We start from the raw sequence: 12,765 nt of genomic DNA, 5'->3' as shown, positions 1-12,765 counted from the left end.
GTCCGGCACCATTGCGCATATTTTGAGTCGCAAGTCGCCTCGGGCGGACACTGAATCGCCGGGCTACAATGCCGTCTCGATATAGCGAAGCGCGGTGGAGCACAGCATGGAATGCAAAGTGAGCTGGATGGGGCAAGACGGGATGGCGTTTGCTGCGGAGACGGGCAGCGGCCACCTGGTCGCGATGGACGGCGCGCCTGAAGGCGGCGGCCGCAATCTCGCGCCCCGTCCGATGGAAATGGTTCTGCTCGGCACGGGCGGTTGCACCGCCTACGACGTTGTGATGATCCTGAAGAAAAGCCGCCAGGAGATTGCCGGCTGCTCGGTGACGCTAAAGGCAGAGCGCGCCAGCGAAGATCCGAAAGTGTTCACGAAGATCCATTTCCACTTCACCGTGACCGGCAAGAATCTGAACCCGGCTACCGTGGAACGCGCGATCAACCTGTCGCATGACAAATATTGCTCGGCGTCGATCATGATCGCGAAAACGGCCGAACTCACGCACTCGTTCGATATTGTGGCGAACTGAGCGCAGTCTCACGGCGAGAGTACAAGCCGCGAGGGCGGTCCTGACCGAAGCCCCGCGCGCAAAAACGAAAAATGCCGGCGTCCTAAAAAGACGCCGGCATTTTTTTTGTGAGGTGGCAAAGCAGGCCGATAAGCCGGATTCTGTGCACGCGCAACGTCCGAAGACGCGACGCGCGTGGCAGCCATTCCTCTAGGCGAGTCATTACTGACACGCTCAAGCTTCCTACCCGCAGACGAGACGGGGGCCCCGTCCTGCATCTCGAAGATGCGCGCCTGCCTACTTGGAATTGCTCCGGGTGGAGGTTACCGTGCCGGTCTCTGCCTTGCAGCAGCCGCGGTGCGCTCTTACCGCACCGTTTCACCCTTACCTGATCCCGACTTGCGCCGGGCCATCGGCGGTTTGCTTTCTGTTGCCCTGTTCCGCGTGTTGCCACGGATGGCCGTTAGCCATCACCCTGCCCTATGGAGTCCGGACTTTCCTCGCCCTCTTTGGCCGAAGCCGCTGAGGCCGCGACTGCCTGGCCTGCTTTGCTGGCGCCGATTTTAACATCTGCGCGCCGGCCGGAGCGGAATACGGACTTGTCGTCGTAGAAGGCCGGTGCCTCGTTGTCGGGCCACCAGCCCGGAATACCGAGCACCGGGAGCGGCGCGAACCGCCGGCTCGTCAGCGCTTCGGTGGTCAGCAAAGCGGCGCTGACGGCCTCGTCCAGCCACGCGTCGCGCGCAGCGGCGTCCCATTCGAAGTACGCCGATGGCACGTCGACGATCCATGCATGCCCCGTGCAGCCCTTGAACGGCGCGATGAGCTTTTCCAGCAGCGCATGGCCGAAGCAGCGCACCTCGCAGTTCGAGCCCCATGCGTCGCGCCGCTGGAGCAGCAACGTCTGCCAGTCGAAGCCGCGCAGCGCGGCGCTCAACGCTGGATCGCTGCACGCAAACAGCAGCGCGTTTTCGTCGAAGAGAGTGAGCGTATCTCGCACGCCGCCGCGCGTCGGCCCGACGCCCAGCAGGTCGATTGCTGCCGACTGCCGCGCATTGAGCGCGGCCTTGATGCGCGGGAAGGCGAACCACATCGACGCGTTGAAGAAGTCGTGCAAATTGTGGCGTGTCGGCACGCGGCCGGTCGACGCAATGTGCGCCTCGTAGGCGGCGCCCGGCGGGAGTTCGTCCTGCGCGATGAACGCGAGGCGTTGGCCGCGGCCTGTGGTCTGACGCGTGTCGGCGGCGTCGGCATTCATCTCGGCGAGCAAGGCGGCGTAACTCGTGAGTGCGGCCCGCTGCCAGCGCTGGCCGCGTCCGGCGAAGTGCGCGAACCAGGGCTTAGACCAGTCGATAGCGGCGAAGCGCGCCTCGGCGCCCGCGCCCGGCACCGCTTCCGCACCCACACGTGCCACAGCGCCTTCGCCGCCATTCACCCCCGCGCCCGCGTCACCCTGCATCTAGCAAGGCCTCAAATCAGCCGCCAACCGATCGACTCACCGCCGCGCAGCGGCACAACGGGCGTATCGCCGACCGGCAGTTCTGCAGGCAACGTCCACTCTTCCCGACGCAGCGTGACCTTTTCCTGATTGCGCGGCAGGCCATAAAAATCCGCACCGAAGAAACTCGCGAACCCTTCGAGCTTGTCGAGCGCGTCCGCTTTGTCGAAGGCTTCGGTGTACAGCTCCAGCGCGTGCAGCGCCGTGTAGCAACCGGCGCAGCCGCAAGCGTGCTCCTTCAAACCCTTCGGATGCGGCGCGCTGTCGGTACCGAGGAAAAAACGTGGATTGCCCGAGATCGCCGCTTCGACCAGCGCGACGCGATGCGTCTCGCGCTTGAGCACGGGCAGACAATAATAGTGCGGGCGAATGCCGCCCTGGAAAATCGCGTTGCGGTTGTACAGCAGATGGTGCGCGGTAATGGTCGCACCAAGCAGGTTCGGCGCAACGCCGGCTTCGCGGATGTAGTCGACCGCGTCTTTGGTGGTGATGTGCTCGAACACCACTTTCAGCACGGGAAAATCGCGGCGCAACGGCGTCATGACCCGGTCGATGAACACCTTTTCGCGGTCGAACAGATCGATCGACGAGTCCGTCACTTCGCCATGCACGAGGAGCGGCATGCCGGTCTCCTGCATCACTTCGAGCGTTTTCGCGCACTTCATGATGTCGGTCACGCCGGCGTCCGAGTTGGTCGTGGCGCCGGCCGGGTAAAGCTTCACGCCGTGCACGAAACCGCTGGCGCGCGCGCGGCGGATTTCGTCCGGCGGCGTGTTGTCCGTCAGATATAGCGTCATCAGCGGCTCGAATTTGGCGCCGGCCGGGACGGCGGCCATGATGCGCTCGCGGTACGCCTGTGCCATGGCCGTGGTCGTGACCGGCGGCTTCAGGTTCGGCATGATGATCGCGCGGGCGAACTGGCGGGCTGTGTCCGGCAACACGGCGGCAAGCATTGCGCCGTCGCGGACGTGCAAGTGCCAATCGTCCGGGCGTGCGAGCGTGATCGAGTCGCGGGAATCAGAAGAAGCGTTGGAATCGGTCATGGCGAGAGGAGAGCGAGAGCGGAACAGAAGGCGGCTGAAAATGCGAGCAATGCGCCAGCGATGAGGTCAAACCGCCGTGTTGCGGCCTGAACACACGTCAATTTTGCTATTTGGCGTTTCTGGCTCGGTGATATGCTTGGAAAATCATCATTGTAACGGCTCGCCCCGTTCACAGGCTTACCCGCAACATGTGCCAACTTCTCGGAATGAACTGCGCCGCGCCGACGGACGTCACGTTCTCGTTCACCGGCTTTGCGGCGCGCGGCGGCGTCACCGATCACCACGCCGACGGCTGGGGCATCGCCTTCTTTGAAGACAAAGCATGTCGCCTGTTCATCGACCATCAATCGTCGGCCACCTCGCCGATCGCCGAAATGGTCAAGCGCTATCCGATCAAGTCGAAAAACACCATCGCACATATTCGGAAGGCGACGCAAGGGCACATCCTGCTCGAAAACTGCCACCCGTTCATGCGCGAACTCTGGGGGCGCCACTGGATCTTCGCGCACAACGGCGATCTGAAAGACTATTCGCCGGTACTTACGGGCGTCTATCAGCCAGTCGGCACGACCGACAGCGAGCTCGCTTTTTGCGCGTTGCTCGAAGGTTTGCGCAAGGCGTTTCCCGGCGCGCAGCAACCGCCGCTCAATGAACTCTTCGCCGCGCTCGAAACACTCACGCGCGAGATTACGCAGTTCGGCGTGTTCAATTTTCTGATGTCGAATGGCCAGGCGTTGTTCGCGCATTGCTCCACGCATCTGCACTACATCGTGCGGCGCTGGCCTTTTTCTACCGCGCATCTCGTCGACGCCGACGTCTCGATCGACTTCGCCAAGTACACCACGCCGGAAGACCGTGTCGCGGTGATCGCGACGCAGCCGTTGACCGACAACGAAGTGTGGACCGCGTTCGAACCGGGCGACCTGATGATGTTCCAGCACGGCGACGTGATCGGCCGCGTCAATGTGCCTGTGCCGACTTCGGTGCTGGAGAAGCTGCGCAATCCGGCTCTCGATGCGTCCGCTTCGGCGAGCACGATCGCGGCCTCGGTGTCCAACACGCCCGCCGCGGCGGCGTTGGAAGTGGATCTCGAAGCGGCGGATGATGCGGCGGCGTTCGAGTCGTGAAAAACGCCGGATAGCGCCACACCAGCAATAAAAAAAGCCGCTCTTTCGAGCGGCTTTTCGTTGCTGCACTGGCGGGCCGAATCGCGTGCGAAACGCCGCCGCACTCGCAACCTCAGTGCAGAATCTTCGCGAGAAAATCTTTCGCGCGATCGGACTTCGGATTGGCGAAGAAGTCGTCCTTGCGGTCGTCTTCCACGATCAAGCCCTTGTCCATGAAAATCACGCGATGCGCGACCTTCTTCGCAAAGCCCATTTCGTGCGTCACGCACATCATGGTCATGCCTTCCTGCGCGAGTTCGACCATCACGTCGAGCACTTCGTTGATCATTTCCGGATCGAGCGCCGACGTGGGTTCGTCGAACAGCATCGCGATCGGATCCATCGACAACGCGCGCGCGATCGCCACGCGCTGCTGCTGACCGCCCGACAACTGCCCCGGGAATTTGTCCGCATGTGCGCGCAGACCGACGCGATCGAGCAGCTTCAGCCCCTTCGCCGACGCCTCGTCCTTCGAGCGGCCGAGCACCTTGATTTGCGCGAGCGTGAGGTTTTGCACGATCGACAGATGCGGGAACAGCTCGAAGTGCTGGAACACCATGCCGACCTTCGAACGCAGCTTCGACAGGTTGGTTTTCTTGTCAGTCAGCGATTGGCCGTTGATGACGATCTCGCCTTTCTGAAACGGCTCGAGACCATTGACGGTCTTGATCAGCGTCGACTTGCCCGAACCCGACGGTCCGCACACCACGACCACTTCACCCTTTTTGACTTCCGTCGTGCAGTCCGTCAGCACTTGAAACTGGCCGTACCACTTCGAAACATTCTTGATAGAGATCATCTTGCGACCTTTTTCTGAAGACCTTTGACGAGGCTCGACGCGATCACGCAGATCACGAAATAACACGCGCCCGCGAACAGTACCATTTCGACATTCGTGCCGTCACGATCGCCAATATTCGTGGCGGTGCGGAAGAAGTCGGCGAGGCTGATCACGTAGACGAGCGACGTATCCTGAAACAGCACGATGCCCTGCGTGAGCAGCAGCGGCACCATTGCGCGGAATGCCTGCGGCAGCACCACGAGACGCATGGACTGCGCGTAGTTCATGCCGAGCGCGAACGACGCGTTGACCTGCCCGCGCGGCACGGATTGAATACCGGCGCGGATGATCTCGGAATAGTACGCCGCCTCGAACAACGAGAAAGCGACCATCGCGGACGCGAGGCGAATGTCGATATCCGGCGACAGGCCGAGCACGTTCTGCAGCACCTGCGGCACGATCAGGAAGAACCACAGCAGGACCATCACCAGCGGGATCGAGCGGAAAATCGTCACGTAGCCCTTCGCGAACCACTCGAAAGGCTTGAACGACGATAGCCGCAACATGGCGAGAACCGTGCCCCAGACAATGCCGATCACGATCGCGATCAGCGTGATCTTGAACGTGACTATCGCGCCGGTCCACAACGTAGGCAGTGCGCCCGGAATACCGCTCCAGTCGAAATGGTGCATCACTTGCCTCCGATATAGCCGGGCAACCGGGTCTTGGCTTCGACCCAGCGCATCAGTTGCATCACGACCAGATTGATCAGCACGTAGGCCAGCGTGACCGCGATAAACGACTCATACGTCTGCGACGTGTAGTCGACGAGTTGGCGTGCCTGAGCGGACAGATCCAGCAAACCGATGGTCGACGCCACCGCCGAGTTCTTGAAAATATTCAGGAACTCCGACGTGAGCGGCGGCACGATGATCCGATACGCGACAGGCAGCAGCACATAGCGATACGTCTGCCATTGCGTGAAACCCATTGCGAGACCCGCGGCGCGCTGGCCGCGCGGCAATGCGTTGATGCCCGAGCGTACCTGCTCGCACACGCGCGCGGCGGTAAAGAGCCCGAGACAGATGATCGACGACGAAAAGAACTGCGCGCTGGGCGGCAGTTGCTTGAACCAGGTGCCCATCGAGACCGGCAGCAACTCCGGTATCACCAGATACCAGATGAAGAATTGCACGATCAGCGGAATGTTGCGGAAAATCGCGACGTAGAGCGTGCCGATGCCCGACGCCCATTTGTTCGGCACCGTGCGCAGCACGCCGAACAACGAACCGACGATCAACGCGATCACCCATGCCGACAGCGACACGGTAATCGTCACCCAAAAGCCCGACAGCAGCCAGCCCAGATAGGTGGTCGGCTCGCCGGTGGAGACCGGACTCAGCAGAATGCCCCAGTTCCAGTGATATGACATGACCAAGACTCCAGCAAAAAGAAACGGAAGAAGCGCGCGGCCCCTTCCGTTTCGTTCAGCGTTTCAAAAAAACAGCTAAGGTTTAGTCGATCGCCTTGTCATTCGGGCTCTTGAAGAGCGCCTTGATGTCGTCGCTTTCCGGGAAGTTCAGGTTCAGGCCCTTCGGCGGAATCGGCGTTTCGAACCACTTCTTGTAGATCTGATCGGCTTCGCCCGAAGTTTCGACCTTCGCGATTGCGTCGTCGACAACCTTCTTGAACTCCGGATCGTTCTTGCGCAGCATGCAGCCGTAAGCTTCATGCGACTGCGGCGCGCCCACGATCACGAAATCGGTGGGCGTGTTCGACTTCGCGCGCTCGCCGGCGAGCAGCGCGTCGTCCATCATGAATGCAGCGGCGCGGCCGGTGGACAGCGTCAGGAACGACTCCCCGTGGTCCTTCGCGCTGATGATGTTCATGCCCATGCTCTTGTCCTGATTCATCTTGCGAAGCAGGCGCTCGGAGGTGGTGCCGGCGGTCGTGACGACCGTCTTGCCCTTCAGGTCCGCCCAGTCTTTAATGCCCGAATCTTTCTTGGTCATCAGACGCGTGCCGATCACGAAGATCGTGTTCGAGAACGCCACCTGTTGCTGGCGCTCGGCGTTATTCGTGGTGGAGCCGCATTCCATGTCGACCGTGCCGTTCTGCACCAGCGGAATGCGGTTTTGCGACGTGACCGGCGTCAGTTTCACCTTCAGGTTCGGCATGTTCAGCTTCTGCTTGACTGCCTCAACCACCTTCAGCGCGAATTCCTGCGAATAGCCGATGACGTTCTGCTTGTCGTCGTAGTACGAAAACGGAATCGACGATTCGCGATGACCCAGCGAAATGACGCCCGTGTCCTTGATTTTCTTCAGCGTACCGGCGTCTTGCGCGTGCGCGCCAACCGTAAACAGTCCGAGAGTCGCGAGCAACAGCGCAGCTTTTTTAACCTTCATGTTTGATCTCCTTGGCAAGAACCGGCGCCAGTTTAGCAAAGTAATTATTCTGAAAGTATGGCTATAAACCATTGTTGTTGCGCGCACGCCGCTATTGCCTCGCAGCCGCTTCTCGCAGTCGGCCGAGGTTTCGGCATATGCAAAGGCGGGCGGCATCGTAACGATGCCGCCCGCCGGGTAAAACACGCGCTCTTTTGGAGCGCGTTCAAGCATGCGCATTCACGTGAAATGCGCGACGGATCGGTAAGGTAGCAGACCCGCCGTTTCCTGCAGTGACAAGCAGCGATCAGGGGTACAGGCCGCGCATTTCGCGCGCCTGCAAAATCCGCTTACACGCGACGATAAACGCCGCCGTTCTCACCGACACGTTCTGCTCGCTCGACACCTGCCACACCGCGGCAAATGCTTCGCGCATTACGCGTTCGAGCCGCTGGTTGATCTCGTCCTCGGTCCAGAAGAAGCTCGAGAAGTCCTGCACCCACTCGAAGTAAGACACCGTAACGCCACCCGCGTTGGCCACCACGTCCGGGATGACGAGGATGCCGCGATCGTGCAGGATGTCGTCCGCCGCCGTAGTGGTCGGGCCGTTTGCGCCTTCCACGACGATCTTCGTCTTGATCTTGCCGGCGTTCTTTTCGGTAATCTGGTTTTCCAGCGCGGCCGGAATCAGGATGTCGGATTCGACGGTCCAGAATTCTTCGTTCGTCACCGGGTCGGCCTCAGGGAAACCACCGACGCCGCCCGTCTTCGCCACGTGATCGAGCAACGCGACCGCGTCGATACCGGTCGACTTGTAGAGCGATCCAGTGTGATCCTGCACCGCGACCACCTTCGCACCTGCTTCCTGGAACAGACGCGCGGCAATCCCGCCGACGTTGCCGAAACCTTGCACGGCAATGCGCGCCCCTTCGATGTCGAAGCCGATGCGGCGCGCCGCCTCGCAACCGACCACGAACACGCCGCGGCCCGTCGCTTCGCGGCGGCCGAGCGAGCCGCCGAGCGTAATGGGCTTGCCGGTCACGACGCCCGTTGCCGTTTGGCCCTGGTTCATCGAATACGTGTCCATCATCCAAGCCATGATCTGCTCGTTCGTGTTCACGTCCGGCGCGGGAATGTCGGTATTCGGTCCGATGATGATGCCGATTTCGCTGGTATAACGGCGCGTCATGCGCTCGAGTTCGCCACGCGACAAGGTGCGCGGGTCGACACGGATGCCGCCCTTGGCGCCGCCGTAAGGAACGTTCACCGCAGCATTCTTCACCGACATCCACGCGGACAGCGCCATCACTTCCGACAGCGTCACGTCCTGGTGATAACGCACACCGCCCTTGCCCGGACCGCGCGACACGTTGTGCTGCACGCGGTAGCCCTCGAAGTGCGCGACGGTGCCGTTATCGAGTTCGATAGGTACGTCTACGATCAGGATGCGCTTCGGGCGCTTCAGGGTTTCGAGCCAGCGGGACAACGAGCCGAGGTATGGCGCGACGCGGTCGACCTGGCGCAGGTAGTTGCCCCACGGGCCGAGGTCTTCGCTATTCAGGTAGGAGGGGACGGACTGCAACGTTGAGGCGGATTGTGCGACTTGTTGCTGGGAAGACATGAACGCTCCGGCGTTGTTCGAATAGCAGCATTGTCGAAAAACGCCGTTTTGAAATCCAATGCCGTTTCCTTATCCGATTATGTTTTTTTTGCATAACGTGGGAAAGCAGCAATTTGGCGTCGTTGGCGCGCAGGTTCTTTCAGGCGCTCCCCTGCGCCAATTCTTCCGACACCACGTCCCACAACTGCCTTACGAGGATTTGCCGGGCATCGTCGCTCTTCGCAGCCAGCTTGTCGCGATACAGGCGAATTTCCATGGTCAGCGTGAGTTGCCCCTCGGGCGTGCCGCGCGTACCGCGGTCGAGCCGGATCAGCTTGCCGTCCGCGACCGCGTCTTCCACCGCGCTGTGCGGCAGGAAGGCGATGCCGTGGCCGGCCAGCGCCATCGCCTTGAGTCCTTCCGCCATGTCGGTTTCGTAGAGCCGGTCGAGATAGAGGCGTTCGGGCGCGTTCGCGAGAATCACCTCGGTCATGCGTCCGAGATACGCATTCGGCGTGTACGACAGGTACGGCGTGGGCGCTTCGGCGGTGCCCGGCAACGTATGACGCGGCCGGCCTGCGCGCCCCGGCGCGGAGAATGGGCTGATCGGCTCGTTGCCCAGCGTCAGCATGTCGTAGCGACCGGGATCGAGCGCGACTGGGTGACTGGGATGGTGATAACCCATCATCAGATCGCAACCGCCCTCCACCAGCGACAGCGCCGCGTCGTGCACGTTGAGCGCGCGCAGCCGCGTATGGATCGGGCCCATCTGCGCCTCGATACGTTGAAGCCAGCGCGGAAAATACGTGAGCGACAGCGTGTGCGGCACGGCGAACTCGATGGTCGCTTGCGGCGTCGCCGTGTGGCCGCGCAAGAGCGCCCGGGCTTCGTGGAACTGCGAGAGCATCGCGAGCGCCTGCTCGTTGAAGACCTGGCCCGCCGCCGTGAGCCGCGTCGGATAAACCGAGCGGTCGATCAACTCGGTGCCGAGCCACGCCTCGAGCGCCTGAATGCGCCGCGAGAACGCCGGCTGCGTGACATGACGCAACTCAGCCGAGCGGCTGAAACTGCGCGTTTCCGCGAGCGAAACGAAGTCTTCGAGCCATTTCAGTTCCATGCGAAGCCTGCTGCCGGCGAGAAAGAAGAAGTCAGCATTCTAGTGGGTGTCGCGGCGCGCACCGGCGTTCAGCCGCGACGGCTTTATCGCAGCTTCGTCAAAAAAATCGGATTCCGCCGATAGGCCCGCGAGCCGCGCATCGCTATCTTGCGTCGGCGCGAGACGCGGGCGGTCAACCCTCCTTCCGCTTCGCCGTCACCGCGGCCACGACCGGCACGCATCGATCAACGCTCTGCTCACCTCGCCGCGCAACGCGGCCCGCTCATGCCGCCACTCGTTTCGATCATTACGCCGACCGCCAATCGCGAACATCTGCTGCCGGCCATTACGCGCTGCGTGTTGCGCCAGCGAGTCGATTGGGAATGGCTGATTCTCGATGACAGCGCCGAGCCGAGCGCCTACCTGCTGGCGCTGGCGTCGCAAGACGCACGCATCCGCTATTTTCATTCGCCGGCGCGGATGTCGATCGGCGCAAAGCGTAACTTTTTGATCGGCGAGGCGCGCGGTACGGTGATCGCCCATTTCGACGACGACGACCACTATGCGCCGCATTACCTCGCCCACATGGTCACGACGATGCGTGAGAACCACGCGGATCTGATCAAGCTGTCGGGCTTTTTCATGTACGCCCCGCATACGCAATTCTTCGGCTACATGGACCTCAACGCGAAAGTCGGCCTGCACTACGAACTGAGCGGCCAGTCGGTCAGCCATGTGGAGTTCCACGAAAAGATGCAGATAGGCGCGGACTTCGTGCTGTTCTATGGCTTCTCTTACGTGTATGAAAAAGCGCTGGCCGCTGTGTCCGCCTTCGGCGATATCGATCTGTGCGACGACGAGAGTTTTATCCGGCCCGTGGTCGAAGCCGGCCGTAAAGTCATTGCCGCGGACGATCCGCAGGCGAGTTGTCTGCATATCGTGCATCCGGGGTCGACGTCGCGCTGTTTCTCTCGCCACTCGATGCCTTCGTTCATCCTGCCTACGCTATTTCCTTGCTACGAAGGCTCGCCGGCCTGAGCGTCGCCGTCGCGGAGGGATGAATGCGGAGGATGGCGTAATCCCGGCGGCCGGCGCAATCCGGGCGGCCGGCGTATTCCGGGCCGATGCCGCTCTGGTGGTAAAATTCGCGGTTCCCTCCGTTCCGATACGCTCACCGTGAGTTCAGTGAGCGCTCAACGCCTAGAGCCAGCCGCCATCATGTCCGACACCCGCCCCGACACCCTGTTCGCGCTGAATGCGCTCTCTCCGCTCGACGGACGCTATGCGTCGAAAACCGAAGCCTTGCGCGACTGGCTCTCGGAAGCCGCGTTCATGCGCAACCGCGTAACGGTTGAAGTCCATTGGCTAATCGCCCTCTCGCGCGCGGGTTTCGCCGAAGTGCCGCGCTTCTCCGAGGCCTCCGAGCAATTCCTGTTGCAACTGGCCGAGCGCTTCACCGCGCACGACGCAGCGCGCATCAAGGAAATCGAGCGCGTGACGAATCACGACGTGAAAGCGGTCGAGTACTGGTTGAAGGAATCGGTCAAGGGTCAGGAAGAACTGGAGCGCGCGAGCGAGTTCATCCACTTCGCGTGCACGTCGGAAGACATCAACAACACGTCGCACGGCCTGATGCTCGCGGGCGCCCGCGAACACGTCATTTTGCCGGCGCTGCGCACGGTGCATCAGAAGCTCGTTGCACTCGCACACGCGCACGCGGAGCAGCCCATGCTGTCGCGCACTCACGGCCAGCCGGCCAGCCCGACCACGCTCGGCAAGGAGATGGCCAACGTAGCCGCGCGCCTCGAACGCGCGATCGACCGTATCGCGAATGTCGAGCTGCTCGGCAAGATGAACGGCGCGGTCGGCAACTTCAACGCGCATTTGTCGGCGTATCCGGAGTTCGACTGGGAAGCGTTCTCGCGTGAAGTGGTCGAACAGCGTCTGAAGCTCGCATTCAATCCGTACACGATCCAGATCGAGCCGCACGACTACATGGCCGAGCTGTTCGACGCGGTCGCGCGCGCAAATACGATCCTGATGGATCTCGACCGCGACGTGTGGGGCTACATTTCGGTCGGCTACTTCAAGCAACGCACGAAAGCCGGCGAGATCGGTTCGTCGACGATGCCCCACAAGGTCAACCCGATCGACTTCGAAAACTCCGAAGGCAATCTGGGTCTCGCGAACGCGACGCTGCGACATCTCGCCGACAAGCTGCCGGTTTCGCGCTGGCAGCGCGACCTGACCGACTCCACGGTGCTGCGCAATATGGGTGTCGCGTTCGGTTACTCGCTGCTCGCGTACGACTCGCTGATCCGCGGTCTGGACAAGCTCGAAGTGAACGCCCAGCGTCTGAACGAAGACCTCGACAATTGCTGGGAAGTGCTGGCCGAGCCGGTGCAAACGGTAATGCGCCGCTACGGCATCGAGAATCCGTATGAGCAGTTGAAGGAATTGACGCGCGGCAAGGGCATCACGCGTGAGGCGTTGCAAACGTTCGTGGGCGGCCTGGCTATTCCGCAAGACGCGAAAGACCGCCTGCTCGCCATGACGCCGGGTTCGTATATCGGCAAGGCGGTCGAACTGGCGAAGCGCATCGGCTAACCGCCTTCGTCGTTCTTCAAGGCAAAAGAAAAGCCGCTCCAAAGAGCGGCTTTTTTGCATCTGAACGGCAAACTCCGCG

Annotated in this window: 11 protein-coding genes, 1 other RNA gene and 1 pseudogene; 4 read left to right on the top strand and 9 right to left on the bottom strand. The window is 61.7% G+C overall.

What is annotated here, in order from left to right:
- The first annotated feature begins 106 nt into the window (after positions 1 to 106).
- Entirely contained in the window at positions 107 to 529 is a 423-nt protein-coding gene (locus JMY24_RS00105; RefSeq protein ID WP_025602559.1) for an OsmC family protein, read from the top strand.
- A 113-nt stretch (positions 530 to 642) separates the two neighbouring features.
- On the opposite strand, the gene rnpB is transcribed toward JMY24_RS00105, so the two are convergent.
- The 3 genes and pseudogenes from rnpB to pyrC all read right to left on the bottom strand — a co-directional run bounded on the left by rnpB (position 643) and on the right by pyrC (position 3,049).
- Positions 643 to 1,058, bottom strand: an RNA gene (gene rnpB / locus JMY24_RS00100) — RNase P RNA component class A.
- Positions 1,059 to 1,145: 87 nt separating this feature from the next.
- Positions 1,146 to 1,766, bottom strand: a pseudogene (locus JMY24_RS00095) (DUF3025 domain-containing protein); the annotation flags it as partial.
- Positions 1,767 to 1,978: 212 nt separating this feature from the next.
- Positions 1,979 to 3,049, bottom strand: a complete 1,071-nt coding sequence (gene pyrC / locus JMY24_RS00090; protein WP_201701263.1) for a dihydroorotase — start codon at positions 3,047 to 3,049, stop codon at positions 1,979 to 1,981.
- Between the two features lie 188 nt (positions 3,050 to 3,237).
- Between pyrC and JMY24_RS00085 the strand changes: the two genes are divergently transcribed.
- Positions 3,238 to 4,176: a class II glutamine amidotransferase gene (locus JMY24_RS00085; RefSeq protein WP_128595818.1), complete on the top strand. Its 939-nt coding sequence runs from the start codon at positions 3,238 to 3,240 to the stop codon at positions 4,174 to 4,176.
- A 112-nt stretch (positions 4,177 to 4,288) separates the two neighbouring features.
- Here JMY24_RS00085 and JMY24_RS00080 read toward each other — a convergent pair whose 3' ends face one another.
- From JMY24_RS00080 to JMY24_RS00055, 6 genes are all read right to left on the bottom strand, one after another.
- Complete coding sequence (locus JMY24_RS00080; RefSeq protein ID WP_128587647.1) at positions 4,289 to 5,014, bottom strand: amino acid ABC transporter ATP-binding protein; 726 nt, start codon at positions 5,012 to 5,014, stop codon at positions 4,289 to 4,291.
- Positions 5,011 to 5,688 (bottom strand): glutamate/aspartate ABC transporter permease GltK, encoded by a 678-nt coding sequence (gene gltK, locus JMY24_RS00075; RefSeq protein WP_128587648.1) that lies wholly within the window; start codon positions 5,686 to 5,688, stop codon positions 5,011 to 5,013. Before gltK ends, JMY24_RS00080 begins: the two co-directional genes overlap by 4 nt.
- Entirely contained in the window at positions 5,688 to 6,428 is a 741-nt protein-coding gene (locus tag JMY24_RS00070; protein ID WP_128587650.1) for an amino acid ABC transporter permease, read from the bottom strand. Before JMY24_RS00070 ends, gltK begins: the two co-directional genes overlap by 1 nt.
- A gap of 82 nt (positions 6,429 to 6,510) precedes the next feature.
- Positions 6,511 to 7,404, bottom strand: a complete 894-nt coding sequence (locus JMY24_RS00065; protein WP_128587652.1) for a glutamate/aspartate ABC transporter substrate-binding protein — start codon at positions 7,402 to 7,404, stop codon at positions 6,511 to 6,513.
- Between the two features lie 286 nt (positions 7,405 to 7,690).
- The gene (locus JMY24_RS00060; RefSeq protein WP_128595819.1) at positions 7,691 to 9,004 is read right to left on the bottom strand and encodes a Glu/Leu/Phe/Val family dehydrogenase; all 1,314 of its coding nucleotides are present in this window, start codon (positions 9,002 to 9,004) and stop codon (positions 7,691 to 7,693) included.
- Positions 9,005 to 9,143: 139 nt separating this feature from the next.
- Positions 9,144 to 10,100: a LysR family transcriptional regulator gene (locus JMY24_RS00055; protein WP_128595820.1), complete on the bottom strand. Its 957-nt coding sequence runs from the start codon at positions 10,098 to 10,100 to the stop codon at positions 9,144 to 9,146.
- A 264-nt stretch (positions 10,101 to 10,364) separates the two neighbouring features.
- Here JMY24_RS00055 and JMY24_RS00050 point away from each other — a divergent pair, with 264 nt between their 5' ends.
- Positions 10,365 to 11,117, top strand: coding sequence for a glycosyltransferase family 2 protein (locus tag JMY24_RS00050; protein ID WP_201701262.1), 753 nt, complete (start codon positions 10,365 to 10,367; stop codon positions 11,115 to 11,117).
- A 180-nt stretch (positions 11,118 to 11,297) separates the two neighbouring features.
- Positions 11,298 to 12,686, top strand: coding sequence for an adenylosuccinate lyase (gene purB / locus JMY24_RS00045; protein ID WP_128595821.1), 1,389 nt, complete (start codon positions 11,298 to 11,300; stop codon positions 12,684 to 12,686).
- The last annotated feature ends 79 nt before the right edge of the window (positions 12,687 to 12,765 follow it).

This window comes from Paraburkholderia kirstenboschensis (genome assembly GCF_904848585.1).
In the GTDB taxonomy this organism is placed as follows: domain Bacteria; phylum Pseudomonadota; class Gammaproteobacteria; order Burkholderiales; family Burkholderiaceae; genus Paraburkholderia; species Paraburkholderia kirstenboschensis.
Note: the sequence above shows the minus strand (reverse complement) of the source record. Positions and strands in the feature narration are given on the sequence as shown.

Bases quoted from the DNA above. Each gene is read 5' to 3' on its own strand.
- purB (WP_128595821.1), top strand. From the start codon at position 11,298: ATGTCCGACACCCGCCCCGACACCCTGTTCGCGCTGAATGCGCTCTCT.
- JMY24_RS00065 (WP_128587652.1), bottom strand. From the start codon at position 7,404: ATGAAGGTTAAAAAAGCTGCGCTGTTGCTCGCGACTCTCGGACTGTTT.
- JMY24_RS00105 (WP_025602559.1), top strand. From the start codon at position 107: ATGGAATGCAAAGTGAGCTGGATGGGGCAAGACGGGATGGCGTTTGCT.
- pyrC (WP_201701263.1), bottom strand. From the start codon at position 3,049: ATGACCGATTCCAACGCTTCTTCTGATTCCCGCGACTCGATCACGCTC.
- gltK (WP_128587648.1), bottom strand. From the start codon at position 5,688: ATGCACCATTTCGACTGGAGCGGTATTCCGGGCGCACTGCCTACGTTG.
- JMY24_RS00085 (WP_128595818.1), top strand. From the start codon at position 3,238: ATGTGCCAACTTCTCGGAATGAACTGCGCCGCGCCGACGGACGTCACG.
- JMY24_RS00060 (WP_128595819.1), bottom strand. From the start codon at position 9,004: ATGTCTTCCCAGCAACAAGTCGCACAATCCGCCTCAACGTTGCAGTCC.
- JMY24_RS00050 (WP_201701262.1), top strand. From the start codon at position 10,365: ATGCCGCCACTCGTTTCGATCATTACGCCGACCGCCAATCGCGAACAT.
- JMY24_RS00080 (WP_128587647.1), bottom strand. From the start codon at position 5,014: ATGATCTCTATCAAGAATGTTTCGAAGTGGTACGGCCAGTTTCAAGTG.
- JMY24_RS00055 (WP_128595820.1), bottom strand. From the start codon at position 10,100: ATGGAACTGAAATGGCTCGAAGACTTCGTTTCGCTCGCGGAAACGCGC.
- JMY24_RS00070 (WP_128587650.1), bottom strand. From the start codon at position 6,428: ATGTCATATCACTGGAACTGGGGCATTCTGCTGAGTCCGGTCTCCACC.